This window comes from Mycolicibacterium aurum (assembly GCF_900637195.1).
Taxonomy (GTDB): Bacteria; Actinomycetota; Actinomycetes; order Mycobacteriales; family Mycobacteriaceae; genus Mycobacterium; species Mycobacterium aurum.
Genome location: NZ_LR134356.1, coordinates 1,082,286 through 1,097,373 on the forward strand (window position 1 = coordinate 1,082,286; position 15,088 = coordinate 1,097,373).

Here is a 15,088-nt window from a genome sequence, read left to right on the forward strand (position 1 = left end):
CGCAGTACATGCGCCGGGCGCAACGCACATGAAATTTGCTCCCGATAAGTGCAACCGCCGCCGGGACTTTTCACGCCGGCGTGGTGCCATTCCCGGCCGCGAAACTCGGTCACAACAGGGCCCTCGCGCTGCCGACCTGCCCGGATGACGGCCTCCTGTGCGGATTGAGCAAACTTCTGGCGAACGCAAAATTTGCGATAGCACAGAGTCGATGGGGATAGCTACTTGAGAACGCAAAAGGCCGCGAATTTAACCTGGCGAAAACCTTCGAGCAGGTAAAACCGGGTGCTAATTTCCGTCCGTCTGCGCCATGCAGGCTCCGATCGGGTTCTCAGTAGGGGGTTTAAGGCCTTGTCCAATCGACGTAAGCAAAAGTCTGGCGGTACCAAGAGTGTGGTCCGCCCAGTAATCACCACCGGCCTCGCAGGTGCGGGAATGGTGGCCGCAGGAATGATGTTCCTCGCGCCTCCGGGGGGGCCGGGACCCGTGACCGCCGCCATTCAACTGACGTCGACGGGCTCGGACGCGACCGAGCCGTGGTACACGGTCAGCTTCGGCGGCTCCGGCAGTCCGGCGCCCAACAACCTGGTTGCCGGGATCGTCGATCTCAGCGGCACCTCGTGCGGCCTGATCTGTAACGGAGCAGCCGGTACCGGCCAGAACGGCGGCATCCTCTTCGGTAACGGCGGCAGCGGCTGGAACAGTGACGTCGCCGGCGTGGCCGGTGGAAACGGTGGAAACGGCGGCCTGTTCGGCGGCAACGGTGGCGACGGCGGCAACGGCGGATTCGGCGCCAATGGCGGCAACGGCGGCAACGCCGGTAGCTTCGCGCTGTTCGGACGCGGCGGCAACGGCGGTAACGGCGGTGACGGCGTCACCGGTGCGACCGGCGCGGTCGGCCCGTCCGGCAATGCGGGCGTCGTCGGCCTGGCCGGCGCGACGGCCGGTAGCAACGGCGCCAACGGCGACGACGCCACCGAAGTGGGCAAGGCCGGAAAGGCCGGCGGCTACGGAGACGCAGGTAAGGCCGGCGGGTTCGGCACCACCGGTACCGCGGGTGGAGCAGGCACCGCCGGCACAACGGGTGCCGCAGGTGCGGCAGGTGCAGCAGGCACCGCAGGCGCTGCGGGCTCGGCCGGAAACGTGGGTGCGACGGGTAGCGCCGGCGGAACCGGAGCAGGTGGAACCGGCGCCGCGGGCGGAACCGGCGGAACCGGCGACACCGGCGGAACCGGCGTGGCCGGAGACGTCGGCGGTACCGGTGGAGTCGGCGGGGCAGGCCTTGCCGGCGGCACGGGTGGTGTCGGCGTCACCGGAGGTGTCGGCGGGACCGGCCAAGCCGGTGGTGTCGGCGGCCAGGGCGCGAAGGGTGGCACGGGCGGAGCAGGCACAGCCGGCTCGGCGGGTGGCACCGGTGGTGTCGGCGGTGACGCACCCCAGGTGATGGGCGGAGCCGGCAGTGTCGGCGGCAAGGGCGGCAACGGCGGCAACGGCGGCAGCGGCGGCCTGTTCGGTAAGGGCGGCAACGCAGGCAACGCCGGCAACGGTGGCACCGGCGGTGCGGGCGGCGCAGGTGGCACGGGCGGCACCGGCGGCACGGGCGGCACGGGTGCCACCGGCGGCAAGGGTGGCGTCGGCGGCGCAGGCGCCACGGGCGGCACGGGTGGCACCGGTGGCACCGGTGGAACCGGCGGCACGGGTGGTACCGGTGGAACCGGCGGCACGGGTGGAACCGGCGGTGCCGGTGGCATCGGCGGCAAGGGCGGCACGGGCGGTACCGGTGGAACCGGTGGAACTGGCGGCACGGGTGGAACCGGCGGCGCTGGCGGCACCGGCGCCGGCGGCACCGGCTTCGGCGGTCAGGGCGGCCTTGGTGGCGTCGGCGGCACCGGTGGAACCGGCGGCACGGGCGGCACGGGTGGAACCGGCGGTGCCGGTGGCACGGGTGGAACCGGCGGCGCAGGTGGCCAGGGCGGCACGGGCGGCACGGGCGGCACGGGCGGCACGGGTGGAACCGGCGGTGCCGGCGGCCTCGGCGGTGACGGTGGCGCCGGTGGCGCCGGCGGTACCGGCGGCAACGGTGGCGCAGGCGGCAAGGGCGGTCTGGGCGGCAGCACCGGTGGTGCGGGCGGCCAGGCCGGTACAGCCGGAACGGCAGGCAAGGGCGGCCTCTTCGGTGGCTCCGGTCTTGCCGGTAAGGGCGGCGTGACCGGCGCGACCGGTGCGAGCGGTGCTGCAGGTGCCACGGGCGCGACGGGCGCACAGGGCGCCTCGGGTGCTCCCGGCATCACGGGAGCGACGGGCTCCAGCGGTGCCACGGGTGCGACCGGGGCAACCGGATCGGCCGGCAGCGCCGGTTCTGCCGGCACGGAAGGCGCGACCGGCGCGGCGGGCTCGACCGGTGCTACCGGTGGCAAGGGCGGAGCCGGCAGCGCTGGCGCATCCGGCAAGGCCGGCAGCGGCGGCACCGTCGGTACGCCCGGCACGTCCGACGGCAAGGGTGGCGCCGGCGGCGCCGGTGGCAAGGGCGGTGACGGCGGTTCCGGTGGTGCCGGCGGCTCGTCCGGTGGATCCGGCTCCGGTGGTTCCGGCGGCTCGGGCGGCTCGGGCGGCGGCGGCGGTGCCGGCGGCGGCGGCGGCGCGGGCGGCTCCGGCGGCTCCGGTGGTGCTGCAGGTTAGTCCGACAACCGATCGGGTAGGCCCCCCTCCTACGGGAGGGGGGCCTTCCCCTTTTGTCGCGCAACCCCAGAGGCGCGCTACGTGGGACGGGACGAAACGCGGTCAGAGACAGATGGTTTGATTGCCGTGGCGGATCACGCGGTCTTCGCAGTGCCATAACACCGCTCGCGACAGCACGGCTCGTTCCACGTCGGCGCCGAGGCGGACGAGGTCGTCGACGCTGTGTCGATGGTCGACGCGGACCACATCCTGTTCGATGATCGGACCCTCATCCAGGTCATCGGTGACGTAGTGGGCAGTCGCACCAACCAGTTTCACTCCGCGTTCTCTCGCCCGCCGGTATGGCGACGCACCGATGAACGCGGGCAGGAAGGAGTGATGGATGTTGATCAGCGGACAACCGACCTGCCCGATGAAGCCCGGTGTCAGGATCTGCATGTAGCGGGCAAGAACCACCAGATCGACGTTTCCCTGTAGCAGGTCGAGTTGGCGCCGCTCCGCCTCGTCGCGGATGTCCTTGCGGGCAGGCACGTGAATGAAGGGAACGCCGAACGGTCGGACCGCATCCGCGAGGTCGGGATGGTTGGCGACCACCATCACGACGGACATGTCCAGTTCCCCACGCCGGTTGCGCCACAACAGGTCGAGGAGGCAATGGTCTTCCTTGGACGCCATGATGGCCACGCGTTTGGGCTTGGCGGCCTCGGTGAGGCGGAAATCCATGTCGAACGGCTCGGCCACTCGTTCCGAGAAGTCGCGCTCCAACGCATCGCGGGCAGCAGTCAACCCTGGGAGATGGAAGATGGTGCGCTGCATGAACGTTCCGCCGGTGCGTTCCGTGGAGTGCTGATCCAGCGAGATGATGTTGGCGCCGGTGTCGGCGAGAAATGTGCTCACCGCGGCGACGAGTCCGGGCCGATCTGCACAGCGCAGCAGGAGCCGGCCGATGTCTCTCGCCCCGTGCAGGTCAGCGCCGGTGTGTTCGGGCATCAGTTCAGCCCTGCAGGACGCACAGAACTTCGTCGAGTGTCGCTGTGTGCAAACTGGTTTCGTCCCCACTCCAGCGGGAGCAGTCGAACATGGCCGGGCCGCTCGCCGCGGAGTCGGTCAGCGTATAGCGGCCGGTACCGTCGCCTCGGCGGGCCGAATGCCGCGGCGCCACCGCACCGCTCAACTTGTCGGCGTCGGTGTAGTTGACCCCCACCTGATAGATGCCGGGCTCGGCCTCGAGAATCGCCGTGAGCCGGCCGACGTAGTCGTCGGCCCCGAAAAGCTGCCACCCCATACCCAGATGCCACCAGAAGCGGGTACCGACCGCCCCGCGAATCTGAGTCGGGTTCACTCCGGGCGGAGCGGGCTGGACCTCGACGAACGGATAGGCCTCGGTCAAGGCGGTCCTGTCCTCCGGCCACATGCCGATGTCGAGGATCAGCACGCGTTGTATCCGGTCAACGTCAGAGCAGCTGTACAACAGCGAATTCAGCGTGCGCTCGGTCACCCCGCGGTCGGGGCCGGCGACCACGGTGACGGTGACATCGCCGTCGGGTCGGCCGATGGTCCGTGGTCCGGGATAAGCGGATGCCTCCTCCAGCAGCGCCGGGACGCAGACGTCCCGGTTGCCTGCGATGCGTTGCCGATCGTCCTCAGGGATGTCGTCGCGGCGCAGCAGCTGTCGGCAGAGCCGAAACGACTCGTCCAACCTGCCGATCCACGACGCGCAGACCGCCTGCTCGTCCAGTGCACGCCAGGTGTATACCTCGGCGTTGACGAAGAGCACATCCTGGTCCGGCAACGGTATTGCGGCGGCGCGCTCGGCGAAGAAGTAGCCGAGCAGGTAACGCTGTTCTTCGCGGTAGTGGCGCGCGATCGCGTACAGCGCCTCTGCGCGAGTGGGCCGGTGCTCCCAGGCCCGCAGATAGGCATCCTGAACCACCGGCCACGTCTCACCGAGTTCGTGCAGCGTGTTCGCGACGCGCAGCAACGAGTAGTAGACCTCTTCGTCGAAGCCGCCCATGTCGGCGCGCCGCGCGTACCACGTATGCGCATTCGCGAAATCGCGGTAGTCGAAGTAGCTCTGGGCGAGATAGAACACCGACCGTGGATCGTCGGGATTGCGGCGGACCTCGGCCAGCAGGATCTCCGCGTCACGCGCGTACTTCTGCGGATCGAGATTGCGCCCGCCGAGACGCCTGGACTCTATGTAGTAGTCACCGTCGAGGCGGTCCTCGACATACGGTCGGTCGCAGTCGGCGTACTCGTGCAGAACACCGATGTACCGCCATGGCAGACCGCTGCGGAAGAGTTGCCGTCGCCAGTACGAGACGTCGGGCCCGTAGTGCAGCTGGTAGACATCTGCGGTCAGGCCGCTGAAATCCGGTGTGCCGACCAACAAATCGTCGGCATCCATGACCCAGATGTAGTCACCGTGCCCGCGTGCGAGAGCGAGTGCCTCGGAACGGTTGTGCCCGAAGTCCCGCCATGGGCGCTCGTGCAGTTCTCCGGGGATGCCCAGGGCCGCCATATGGTTGCGGATCTTGTCCTGGGTGCCGTCGTCGGATCCGGTGTCGACGATCACCCAGGAACTGATGAATGGGGCGACCGAGTCGAGCACCTCGTGGACCACATGTGCCTCGTTGCGCACGATCATGTTCAGGCAGATCGTGGGCGCCGTCGCAGACACTGTCGGCTATCCCGTCTTCTGGTAAACCAGCCAGCGCATTTCGACGGGTGACTGTTCGCGGGGGACGTCGAAGATGTCCTGGCCGCTGACCCACTCGGGGTACCACCCCGTCGGCGGCCAGTGACCGGCGGGAAGATTGGCCTTCTCGTACTCGTACACCGAGTCGTTGGTCTGCAGGCGAAGCGGCAGCCCCGCCGAGGCGGTATCGATCTCCTCGCCGGTGAAGATCCCCGAGTACACCTGCTGTGCCAGTTCGCGAGCCGCCTGGGCGAGCTGGTTCACGGCGTCGTCGGACATGTACCCGGGACGGGGCATGAAGACGTTGAACACCAGGCGCCCTCCCGGCGCCAGACAGGTGGCCGCCAGTTCGAACACGGCGCGCAGCTGCCTGGTATCCCGGAAGTCCGGACTGACCTCGGACAGGATGATCAGCTGGTAGTCCTTCTGCAGGTCATCCAGTGTCTCGAAGATGTCGCGGTCGATCACCTGGACGTTCAGCAGCAGTTTGTAGGCTTCGGCCTGCAGGATCTCGGCGAACTTCGGCGTCAGCTCGACGGCGTCTACCGGATGCCCTCTGCGGGCGAGCGCCAGCGCGTTGCGGCCGGTGCCTGCGCCGATGTCCAGCACCCGTGCCGTGGTGGGGTTTGCGATCTCGGCTGCGAGCGCGCTCACCCTGGCATCGGGATTGCTCCCGAACAACGGGGGTTTGCGGGTGGCGACCCAGTTGTCGTAGGTGTCGGCGAGCGACGTCGCCTCCGGCCGGATGTGGTAGTTCAGCACCGTCCCGATCGGGGCGTCATAAGAAATGACGATGTTCGACCGATTCGATTCCGAGAACGCGATGGCCAATTCTTTTGCGAGCAAAGACCTCAAGTGGTCGACTTCGTCGGCGGAGAATTTGCGTCCGAGCGCAGAGAAAATTTTATTGCATAGGGAAACATATTCCTCGAGCATTCCGGGCACGGCCGGCAAGGTGACCTGCCCGGTCGACACACCCCGGCGAAGCAGTCGGCGCGCCATCGCCTCTCGCATGTACGACGTATCTATCGACATCACCACACCCCTAGAAAATTCCGGACTCCCCGACGGCCGACAATACACAAAGAATCTCTTGCGAAGGAACAAAACTCGAGGTGACGGTCGGGTCGCGATCTGTCGCCATTTCGAACATCACGACATATTGCGCAGTCGAATGGTCTTACCATCGCGTCGTGGCTGACTCCAGAAAAGACGCAACTGACGCGCGTGACGAACTTCGGGTGTCGAGAGTGCCCCAGAAAGTCTCGCGCCAGAGCTCACCGCTCGCCCCGATCGCCTTGGTGGTGGCGCTGATCGCGGTCGGAGTGGCGGTGTGGGCGTTGATGAGCGTCCCAGAGCAAATGTCGGCCTCGTCTGACGGCACGCCGCTGACGGGCGATGCCAAGGACCGCGTCTGCACGGCCGGGCACGTCGTCGCCATGGCCGTGCAGCTTCAGACCAACGCCAACATCGGCACGGAACCGGCCGCGGTGGAAGCCGTCGCTGCCAACGCGCGGTTGGCGATGCTGGGGGGCGGCGACTACCTGCTCAGTCAGATCGGCACCGACACCCCCACCGACCTTGCCGACGCCGCGCGATCGTTCGGAAACACCCTGCAGCAGCTCGGGGTGAACGCCCTTGCCGGCGTGACGAACCAGGACGAACTCCAAGCCGGCCGTTACCGCGCCGCCGAGGAGGGCCGCAACAAACTCGCCCAGCTCTGCGGCGGCCGGTAGACGTATTACACTTCTTGTGCGATTGTAGAACTTCTGTAACAGTGGGTGTATGCGAGACACCCACGTCGTCATCAATCAGGTTCCGCCGCTGGAGGATTACAACCCGGCCGCCTCGCCGGTCCTGACCGAGGCGCTGATCCGGGAGGGCGGCGACTGGGGCGTCGACGAGGTCGCCGAGCTGGGTGCGCTCGCCGGCGGCACCGCCGCCCAGCGGTGGGGCGAGCTGGCCGACCGCAACCGGCCGGTGTTGCACACCCACGACCGTTACGGTCACCGCGTCGACGAGGTCGAGTACGACCCCGCCTACCACGAGCTGATGACGGTGGCGGTCGGCCACGGCCTGCACGCCGCGCCGTGGGCCGACGACCGTGCGGGCGCCCACGTGGTCCGCGCCGCCAAGACGTCGGTGTGGACCCCGGAACCGGGTCACATCTGCCCGATCTCGATGACGTACGCCGTGGTGCCGGCTCTGCGGCACAACCCGGAGCTCGCGGCGATCTACGAGCCGCTGCTGACCAGCCGCGCCTACGACCCGGAACTCACGCTCCCCACCGCCAAAGCGGGCATCACCGCGGGCATGTCGATGACCGAGAAGCAGGGCGGATCCGACGTCCGCGCCGGCACCACCGAGGCCACGCCGAACGGCGACGGGACGTACTCACTTCGGGGTCACAAGTGGTTCACCTCGGCGCCGATGTGCGATGTGTTCCTGGTCCTCGCGCAGGCGCCCGGCGGCCTGAGCTGCTTCTTCCTTCCGCGAATCCTTCCTGACGGCACCCGCAACCGGATGTTCCTGCAGCGTCTCAAGGACAAGCTGGGCAACCACGCCAACGCCTCCAGCGAGGTGGAATACGACGGTGCGACGGCTTGGCTGGTCGGCGAAGAAGGGCGCGGGGTGCCGACGATCATCGAGATGGTCAACCTCACCCGCCTCGACTGCACGCTGGGCAGCGCGACGAGCATGCGGAACGGGCTGATGCGCGCCACTCACCACGCGCAGCACCGGAAGGCGTTCGGCGCCTACCTGATCGACCAGCCGCTGATGCGCAACGTGCTCGCCGACCTCGCGGTCGAGGCCGAAGCCGCCACCATGCTGGCGATGCGGATGGCCGGCGCCACCGACCGTGCCACCCGCGGTGACGAACGCGAAACCCTGGTGCGCAGAATCGGTTTGGCAGCGGCGAAGTACTGGGTGTGTAAGCGCGCCACCCCGCACGCCGCCGAGGCCATGGAATGCCTCGGCGGCAACGGCTACGTCGAGGACTTCGGGATGGCGCGGCTGTACCGGGAGGCTCCGCTGATGGGGATCTGGGAGGGCTCGGGCAACGTGAGTGCGCTGGACACGTTGCGCGCCATGGCGACTCGTCCCGAATGCATCGAGGTGCTGTTCGACGAACTCGCCGAGACCGACGGCCACGATCCGCGCCTGGATGCCCATGTGGCGCGCCTGCGGCCCGAGCTCGGTGATCTGGAGACCATCCAGTACCGGGCCCGCCAGGTCGCGGAGGACATCTCGCTGGCACTGCAGGGCTCGCTGCTGGTCCGGCACGGCCACCCCGCGGTCGCCGAGGCGTTTCTGGCCAGCAGGCTCGGCGGGCAGTGGGGTGGCGCCTTCGGCACATTGCCGACAGGGCTGGACCTCGCCCCGATCCTCGAGCGCGCGATGGTCAAAGCCTGATGACACACGCCATCAGGCCTGTCGACTTCGACAACCTGAAGACGATGACCTACGAGGTCACCGATCGCGTCGCGCGGATCACGTTCAACCGCCCGGACAAGGGCAACGCGATCGTCGCCGACACCCCGCTGGAGCTCTCGGCGCTCGTGGAACGCGCCGACCTCGACCCGAACGTGCACGTGATCCTGGTATCCGGTCGCGGCCACGGCTTTTGCGCGGGCTTCGACCTGTCGGCCTACGCCGAGGGTTCGTCGTCGGCAGGTGGCGGCAGCCCGTACCGCGACACCGTGCTGTCCGGCAAGACCCAGGCGGTGAACCATCTGCCCGATCAGCCGTGGGACCCGATGATCGACTACCAGATGATGAGTCGCTTCGTGCGCGGTTTTTCCAGCCTGATGCGCTGCGACAAGCCGACGGTGGTGAAGATCCATGGGTACTGCGTGGCGGGCGGCACTGACATCGCACTGCACGCCGACCAGGTGATCGCCGCAGCCGACGCCAAGATCGGCTACCCGCCCACCCGGGTCTGGGGCGTGCCCGCGGCCGGCCTGTGGGCCCACCGGCTCGGCGATCAACGCGCGAAACGTCTTCTGCTGACCGGTGATTGCATCACCGGTGCCCAGGCCGCCGAGTGGGGGCTCGCGGTGGAGGCGCCTGAGCCCGCCGACCTCGACGACCGCACCGAGCGGCTCGTCGAGCGGATCGCCGCCGTCCCCGTCAATCAGCTCATCATGGTCAAGCTCGCGATGAACAGCGTGCTGTACAACCAGGGGGTGGCCAACAGCGCGATGCTCTCCACCGTGTTCGACGGCGTCGCCCGGCACACCCCCGAGGGCCACGCGTTCGTCGAACAGTCGCGTGAGCACGGTTTCCGGGAAGCCGTGCGGCGCCGCGACGAACCGTTCGGCGATCACGGCCGCGCGACCTCCGGGGTGTAGCGATGCCGCGGCCGGTGTTGCGGATGACGGCGCGCTCGGTGGTGCTGAGCGTGCTGCTCGGCGCCCATCCGGCGTGGGCCACCGCGGCGGATCTGATCCGGCTCACGAGCGATTTCGACATCAAAGAGTCGACGGTCCGGGTCGCGCTGACCCGCATGGTCGGCGCGGGTGATCTGGTGCGCTCCGAGGACGGGTACCGGCTCTCGGACCGGTTGTTGGCCCGCCAGCGACGCCAGGACGATGCCATCAACCCGCAGCAGCAGCCGTGGGACGGCACCTGGACGACCGTGGTGATCACCAGCGTCGGCACGGACGCCCGGACCCGGGCGGCGTTGCGGAACTGCTTGCAGGACAAGCGTTTCGCTGAGTTGCGTGAAGGTGTGTGGATGCGGCCCGACAACGTGGTGGTCGACCTCGGTGATGTGTCGGCGCGGATGCGGATCCTGCGTGCGCGCGACGAGCGGCCCGAGGAGTTGGCCGAACGGCTGTGGGACCTGTCGGGCTGGACGGCCACCGGTCGCGAGCTGCTGGCCGGTATGGCCGACGCCGCCGACGTGCCGGAACGGTTCGTCGTCGCGGCGGCGATGGTCAGGCATCTGCTGACCGATCCGGTGCTGCCGGATGCGCTGCTGCCTACCGGCTGGCCGGGTGCGGCGCTGCGCCGCGCCTACAACGACTTCGCCGCCGAACTGGTCGCGCGGCGCGACGGTGTGGAACTGACGGAGGCGAGATGAGCGACGGTGCCGGGGGAGTTCGAGTCGAGAAGAACGGTCCGGTGACGACGGTCATCATGAACCGGCCGCAGGCACGCAACGCCGTGAACGGGCCCGCGGCCATGGAGCTCCACGCCGCCTTCGACGAGTTCGACAACGATGACTCGGCCTCGGTGGCGGTTTTGTGGGGCGACAACGGAACCTTCTGCGCGGGGGCTGATCTCAAGGCGATGGGTACGCCGGAATCGAATCCGGTGCACCGGTCGGGGCCGGGGCCGATGGGCCCGAGCCGGATGACGTTGTCCAAGCCGGTGATCGCCGCGGTGAGCGGGTTCGCCGTCGCCGGCGGGCTCGAGCTGGCCCTGTGGTGCGACCTGCGGGTCGTCGAGCAGGACGCCGTCATGGGCGTCTTCTGCAGGCGGTGGGGTGTGCCGTTGATCGACGGCGGCACCGTGCGGCTGCCCAGGCTGATCGGGCACAGCCGCGCAATGGATCTGATCCTGACCGGGCGCGCGGTGCACGCCGACGAGGCGTATGCGATCGGACTCGCCAACCGCGTGGTCCCGAAGGGCGAGGCCCGCGCACGAGCCGAAGAGCTGGCGGCGGAGCTGGCGGCCCTGCCGCAGCAGTGCCTGCGGTCGGACCGGATGTCGGCGCTCACCCAGTGGGGGATGGGGGAAGCGGAGGCGATGGATGTCGAGTTCGGCAGCCTGTCGCGGGTGGCCGCCGAATCACTGGAGGGCGCGGGCCGGTTCGCGGCGGGGGCCGGGCGTCACGGCGCCAAGGCCTGACCCGTGGCGCTCAGCCCTTGCTGATGGTGTTGTTGCTGCCGGTGTCGTTGATCGTCGGCTCGCCGTCGCGGTAGGTGACGGAGTTGTTCAGGCCGACGACCGACAGCTCGCCGTCCACCCGGTCGAAGGTGATCTTGTTGTCGGCGCCGCCGATGTTGACGTTCGTGCAACTGCCCTTGACGGTCAGGGTGTTGTTGGACCCGCCGACGTTGAGCGCTTTACCGTCCGCGCAGTCGATGTCGGCGGTGGTGCCGAAGGAGCCGTAGTTGATGGTGTTGCCGATCTCGACCTGCGCACCCGAGCTGCCCGCCGTCGCCGTCGGGTTGGTGCCGTCCTCGCTGGTCGATCCGCACGCGGTGAGCCCGGCCGCAACGATGGCCGCGCCCACGACACCGAACAGGCGCCCGTAAGCAGAAGTCATGCCTAGGTGGGTACCCGATTGATCTGGTTGGTCATCCCCAGTTCGCGACCGCGATCCCAGACGATCGGCTCGCCGTTCTTGTAGAAGACCTTCTGGTCATAGCCGTAGACGGTGATGTCGTTGACCACGTTGTCGGCGACGATGAGGTTCGACGACCCCTGCACGGTCACCGCCCAGCAGTTGCCCACGGCGAAAACCTGGTTGCCGGTGCCCATTACGAACAGCGTGGAGTTATTGCAGTCGACGGTCCGGGTGATGCCCTGTCCGGTGATGTGGGTTTCGCCGTCGACGGCGTGCGCCACCGGGTTCACCGAGGCCAGCGCGCCGGCCATCACCATCGCGCTCACAGCAAGCAGACGTCCCAGAGCCGGTGCAGTCACACCGGCAGCCTACGACGTCAATCGCTCATGCTGTCCCGGTTCCCCGAGACGAGTAGCGTGAGCAGCGATGTTCCTGGGCGCGAGTCGTGTCGCACGTTGTCTCGTGGTGGCAGTCACAACGACGGCGACGGCTGCAGGCTGCGCACAGACGGTCACGGGCACCGCGCAGCGCTCCGACGCCGGAGTCCCCGACCCCGGGCGCAACTACGGGTACGTCGACGATCGGTGTGGGCTCCTGGACAACAGCTCCGTCGAGGCGACGCTGGACGCCGACGAGGTGACGCGCCCCTACAGCGGGGCGGTGTGCCAGTACATCCTGTCGCGCGGGTCCGGCGACGGGCTCACGACCATCGATGCGACGTTCTCCTGGTTCGACATGGGCGACCTCGCGCGTGAGCGCGAGCTCGCCACCTCGCGCGGTTCCGTCGTCACCGACGCCGTGGTGGAACGTCACCGCACGTTCTTCGCGCGTCGCGACACCACCGGGGCGGCCTGCTCCGCGACGGCAGCCGCGGGCTCCGGGGTGTTGAGCTGGTGGGTGCAGTATCGCGGTCAGACCAGCGGCGACCCGTGCCTCGACGCCGAAAAGCTGCTCTCGGCGACCCTGCGCTCGGATATGTGACGTGAAGGCGAGATCCGTGGCGCGCATCGGCGCGGCGCTCGCACTCGGCGCGCTCCTGGCCGGGTGCGGCACGCCCGACCGCGACGCCGAGCCGGCGGCCGGCTCCGGTGCGCCCACACCGGGGGAAGGTTTCCGCAGCGTCGACTGCAACGGCGTCAACGACGCCGACGTCGAGAAGGCGGCCGGCGCCGGGCTCTACACCCCGGCGGTGGTCAGCGATGCGGGGTGCTTCTGGCAGGAGAACAGCATGATCGACAACTTCGGTGCGGGCATGGGCATCTCCACGTGGTGGTACCGCGGCAGCGACATGGACACCGAGCGCGAGCTGGAACAGCTGGCGGGCCGCACGCTCACGGAGTTGTCGATCGACGGCAACAAGGGATTCAAGGCCTCCGACGACACCGCATGCAGCATCTACGTCGCCAAGGGTGAAGACGTCATCACATGGTCGATCCAGACGATGAACTCGGCGACGATGCCGGATCTGTGTTCCATCGTGGATCAACTGGCGCAGCTCAGCCAACAGCGGGTGAACTAGAGTTTCTGGCTGTCCCCCAGCCGATCGGGGCGACGGGACGATCAGAGGGGGATGGCGTTATGGCAGTTCGGCCGCCGCGTACGGCCAAGCTGAGCCGCGACGCCATCGTCAACGCCGCACTGACGTTCCTGGACCGCGAGGGCTGGGACGCGCTGACCATCAACGCCCTGGCCAACCAGCTCGGAACCAAGGGGCCGTCGCTGTACAACCACGTGCACAGCCTCGACGACCTGCGCCGCACGGTGCGGATGCGGGTGGTCGGCGACATCATCGAGATGCTCAACACCGTCGGCCAGGGCCGCACACCCGATGATGCGGTGATGGTGATGGCAGCCGCGTACCGCAGCTACGCCCACCACCACCCCGGCAGGTATTCGGCGTTCACCCGGATGCCGCTCGGTGGCGACGACCCGGAGTTCACCCAGGCGACGCATGACGCCGCGGCCCCGGTCATCTCGGTGCTGGCGTCCTACGGGCTGGACGACCAGGCCGGTTTTTTCGCGGCGCTGGAATTCTGGTCGGCGATGCACGGCTTCGTGTTGTTGGAGATGACCGGGGTGATGAGCGGCATCGATACGGACGCCGTGTTCACCGATATGGTGATGCGGCTGGCCGCCGGAATGCGGTCCCGCTAGCCGGCGTCGGCGGGGTCGCAGCGCAGGATTCGCAGGTCAGCGGGTTTTGTCGAGGTATGCCGCCCTGGTATTGTGGACGTTCGTGCCTGGCAGATAAGGCGCTTGCGGTCTTTTGGGTCGTCGGCATGCCTGCACGCCGGGCTAATTCGCATGTCCCGCCCTCGCGGGGTGCCGTGGAATCTGTCACAGATACCGCGGTGGACGCATGCGACACGCCCGGCCGCGGGGTAACCAGCGCGGGCATCACAGCAGTACAGAGAACTTAAGAGAACGACAGCACCAGAGTCGCCAGAGTCACACGACGAGGAAACAGAGAAAGCCGGTACATGCCAACCATCAACCAGCTGGTCCGTAAGGGTCGCCGCGACAAGATCGCCAAGGTGAAGACCGCGGCACTCAAAGGCAGCCCACAGCGCCGCGGCGTGTGCACTCGCGTGTACACCACGACCCCGAAGAAGCCGAACTCGGCGCTTCGCAAGGTCGCTCGCGTGCGCCTGACCAGCGCGGTCGAGGTCACTGCCTACATCCCCGGTGAGGGTCACAACCTGCAGGAGCACTCGATGGTGCTGGTGCGCGGTGGTCGTGTGAAGGACCTCCCGGGTGTGCGCTACAAGATCATCCGCGGATCTCTGGACACGCAGGGCGTGAAGAACCGCAAGCAAGCCCGCAGCCGTTACGGCGCGAAGAAGGAGAAGAGCTGATGCCACGCAAGGGACCCGCACCCAAGCGTCCGTTGGTCAACGATCCGGTCTACGGATCGCAGCTGGTCACCCAGCTGGTCAACAAGGTGCTGCTCGATGGGAAGAAATCGCTGGCAGAACGCATTGTTTATGGTGCGCTCGAGCAGGCTCGCGAGAAGACCGGCACCGACCCGGTCGTGACCCTCAAGCGTGCGATGGACAACGTCAAGCCCGCCCTCGAGGTGCGTAGCCGCCGTGTCGGTGGCGCCACCTACCAGGTCCCGGTCGAGGTGCGCCCCGAGCGTTCCACGACGCTGGCACTGCGCTGGCTGGTCGGATTCTCCAAGCAGCGCCGTGAGAAGACCATGGTCGAGCGCCTCGCGAACGAACTCCTCGACGCGAGCAATGGACTGGGCGCCGCTGTGAAGCGTCGCGAAGATGTCCACAAGATGGCCGAGGCCAACCGCGCCTTCGCGCACTACCGCTGGTGATCGCATGCCCCGCGGTCAGTGACGACGGCGGGGCGAAACAGAACACCCGACAAGCAAGCGAAAGAGTGGGAATTTAGCCGTGGCACAG

The 15,088-nt window shown here is 68.0% G+C and carries 16 protein-coding genes; 11 read left to right on the forward strand and 5 right to left on the reverse strand.

Going from position 1 to position 15,088, the window contains the following annotated elements; genetic code table 11:
• The first annotated feature begins 435 nt into the window (after positions 1 to 435).
• Positions 436 to 2,679: a PGRS repeat-containing protein gene (locus EL337_RS28685; protein WP_235666614.1), complete on the forward strand. Its 2,244-nt coding sequence runs from the start codon at positions 436 to 438 to the stop codon at positions 2,677 to 2,679.
• 102 nt (positions 2,680 to 2,781) lie between these two features.
• On the opposite strand, the gene purU is transcribed toward EL337_RS28685, so the two are convergent.
• The 3 genes from purU to EL337_RS05190 are packed head-to-tail and all read right to left on the reverse strand — an operon-like array spanning position 2,782 to position 6,412.
• Complete coding sequence (gene purU, locus EL337_RS05180; RefSeq protein ID WP_048630005.1) at positions 2,782 to 3,669, reverse strand: formyltetrahydrofolate deformylase; 888 nt, start codon at positions 3,667 to 3,669, stop codon at positions 2,782 to 2,784.
• Positions 3,670 to 3,673: 4 nt separating this feature from the next.
• Positions 3,674 to 5,359, reverse strand: coding sequence for a glycosyltransferase (locus EL337_RS05185; protein WP_048630006.1), 1,686 nt, complete (start codon positions 5,357 to 5,359; stop codon positions 3,674 to 3,676).
• Between the two features lie 6 nt (positions 5,360 to 5,365).
• Entirely contained in the window at positions 5,366 to 6,412 is a 1,047-nt protein-coding gene (locus tag EL337_RS05190) for a class I SAM-dependent methyltransferase (RefSeq protein WP_048630809.1), read from the reverse strand.
• Between the two features lie 158 nt (positions 6,413 to 6,570).
• Here EL337_RS05190 and EL337_RS05195 point away from each other — a divergent pair, with 158 nt between their 5' ends.
• Genes EL337_RS05195 through EL337_RS05215 form a run of 5 tightly spaced genes read left to right on the forward strand, consistent with a single transcriptional unit; the run spans position 6,571 to position 11,233 of the window.
• Positions 6,571 to 7,113, forward strand: coding sequence for a hypothetical protein (locus EL337_RS05195; protein WP_048630007.1), 543 nt, complete (start codon positions 6,571 to 6,573; stop codon positions 7,111 to 7,113).
• Positions 7,114 to 7,162: 49 nt separating this feature from the next.
• Positions 7,163 to 8,791 (forward strand): acyl-CoA dehydrogenase family protein, encoded by a 1,629-nt coding sequence (locus tag EL337_RS05200; protein WP_048630008.1) that lies wholly within the window; start codon positions 7,163 to 7,165, stop codon positions 8,789 to 8,791.
• Positions 8,791 to 9,729 (forward strand): crotonase/enoyl-CoA hydratase family protein, encoded by a 939-nt coding sequence (locus EL337_RS05205; RefSeq protein WP_048630009.1) that lies wholly within the window; start codon positions 8,791 to 8,793, stop codon positions 9,727 to 9,729. Before EL337_RS05200 ends, EL337_RS05205 begins: the two co-directional genes overlap by 1 nt.
• Before the next feature lie 2 nt (positions 9,730 to 9,731).
• Positions 9,732 to 10,463 (forward strand): PaaX family transcriptional regulator C-terminal domain-containing protein, encoded by a 732-nt coding sequence (locus EL337_RS05210; RefSeq protein WP_048630010.1) that lies wholly within the window; start codon positions 9,732 to 9,734, stop codon positions 10,461 to 10,463.
• Positions 10,460 to 11,233, forward strand: coding sequence for a crotonase/enoyl-CoA hydratase family protein (locus EL337_RS05215; RefSeq protein WP_048630011.1), 774 nt, complete (start codon positions 10,460 to 10,462; stop codon positions 11,231 to 11,233). Before EL337_RS05210 ends, EL337_RS05215 begins: the two co-directional genes overlap by 4 nt.
• Before the next feature lie 10 nt (positions 11,234 to 11,243).
• Here the strand turns inward: EL337_RS05215 and EL337_RS05220 are convergent, their stop codons facing one another.
• Positions 11,244 to 11,654, reverse strand: coding sequence for a DUF3060 domain-containing protein (locus EL337_RS05220; protein ID WP_048630012.1), 411 nt, complete (start codon positions 11,652 to 11,654; stop codon positions 11,244 to 11,246).
• A gap of 2 nt (positions 11,655 to 11,656) precedes the next feature.
• Entirely contained in the window at positions 11,657 to 11,992 is a 336-nt protein-coding gene (locus EL337_RS05225; RefSeq protein ID WP_048630810.1) for a DUF3060 domain-containing protein, read from the reverse strand.
• Between the two features lie 109 nt (positions 11,993 to 12,101).
• On the opposite strand from EL337_RS05225, the gene EL337_RS05230 reads away from it, so the two are divergent.
• The 5 genes from EL337_RS05230 (at position 12,102) to rpsG (ending at position 15,000) form a co-directional block, all read left to right on the forward strand.
• Complete coding sequence (locus tag EL337_RS05230) at positions 12,102 to 12,656, forward strand: DUF3558 domain-containing protein (RefSeq protein WP_048630013.1); 555 nt, start codon at positions 12,102 to 12,104, stop codon at positions 12,654 to 12,656.
• A gap of 1 nt (position 12,657) precedes the next feature.
• A complete protein-coding gene (locus EL337_RS05235; RefSeq protein ID WP_048630014.1) occupies positions 12,658 to 13,194 on the forward strand; it encodes a DUF3558 domain-containing protein in 537 nt (178 codons plus the stop codon).
• A gap of 59 nt (positions 13,195 to 13,253) precedes the next feature.
• Complete coding sequence (locus EL337_RS05240; RefSeq protein WP_048630015.1) at positions 13,254 to 13,829, forward strand: TetR/AcrR family transcriptional regulator; 576 nt, start codon at positions 13,254 to 13,256, stop codon at positions 13,827 to 13,829.
• Positions 13,830 to 14,155: 326 nt separating this feature from the next.
• A complete protein-coding gene (gene rpsL, locus EL337_RS05245; RefSeq protein ID WP_003929602.1) occupies positions 14,156 to 14,530 on the forward strand; it encodes a 30S ribosomal protein S12 in 375 nt (124 codons plus the stop codon).
• Positions 14,530 to 15,000, forward strand: coding sequence for a 30S ribosomal protein S7 (gene rpsG / locus EL337_RS05250; protein WP_048630016.1), 471 nt, complete (start codon positions 14,530 to 14,532; stop codon positions 14,998 to 15,000). The genes rpsL and rpsG overlap by 1 nt, the downstream gene beginning before the upstream one ends.
• The last annotated feature ends 88 nt before the right edge of the window (positions 15,001 to 15,088 follow it).

Coding starts and splice junctions, on each gene's coding strand:
- rpsG (WP_048630016.1), top strand. CDS start 14,530: ATGCCACGCAAGGGACCCGCACCCAAGCGTCCGTTGGTCAACGATCCG.
- purU (WP_048630005.1), bottom strand. CDS start 3,669: ATGCCCGAACACACCGGCGCTGACCTGCACGGGGCGAGAGACATCGGC.
- rpsL (WP_003929602.1), top strand. CDS start 14,156: ATGCCAACCATCAACCAGCTGGTCCGTAAGGGTCGCCGCGACAAGATC.
- EL337_RS05215 (WP_048630011.1), top strand. CDS start 10,460: ATGAGCGACGGTGCCGGGGGAGTTCGAGTCGAGAAGAACGGTCCGGTG.
- EL337_RS28685 (WP_235666614.1), top strand. CDS start 436: ATGGTGGCCGCAGGAATGATGTTCCTCGCGCCTCCGGGGGGGCCGGGA.
- EL337_RS05220 (WP_048630012.1), bottom strand. CDS start 11,654: ATGACTTCTGCTTACGGGCGCCTGTTCGGTGTCGTGGGCGCGGCCATC.
- EL337_RS05205 (WP_048630009.1), top strand. CDS start 8,791: ATGACACACGCCATCAGGCCTGTCGACTTCGACAACCTGAAGACGATG.
- EL337_RS05225 (WP_048630810.1), bottom strand. CDS start 11,992: ATGGTGATGGCCGGCGCGCTGGCCTCGGTGAACCCGGTGGCGCACGCC.
- EL337_RS05210 (WP_048630010.1), top strand. CDS start 9,732: ATGCCGCGGCCGGTGTTGCGGATGACGGCGCGCTCGGTGGTGCTGAGC.
- EL337_RS05230 (WP_048630013.1), top strand. CDS start 12,102: ATGTTCCTGGGCGCGAGTCGTGTCGCACGTTGTCTCGTGGTGGCAGTC.
- EL337_RS05200 (WP_048630008.1), top strand. CDS start 7,163: ATGCGAGACACCCACGTCGTCATCAATCAGGTTCCGCCGCTGGAGGAT.
- EL337_RS05190 (WP_048630809.1), bottom strand. CDS start 6,412: ATGTCGATAGATACGTCGTACATGCGAGAGGCGATGGCGCGCCGACTG.
- EL337_RS05240 (WP_048630015.1), top strand. CDS start 13,254: ATGGCAGTTCGGCCGCCGCGTACGGCCAAGCTGAGCCGCGACGCCATC.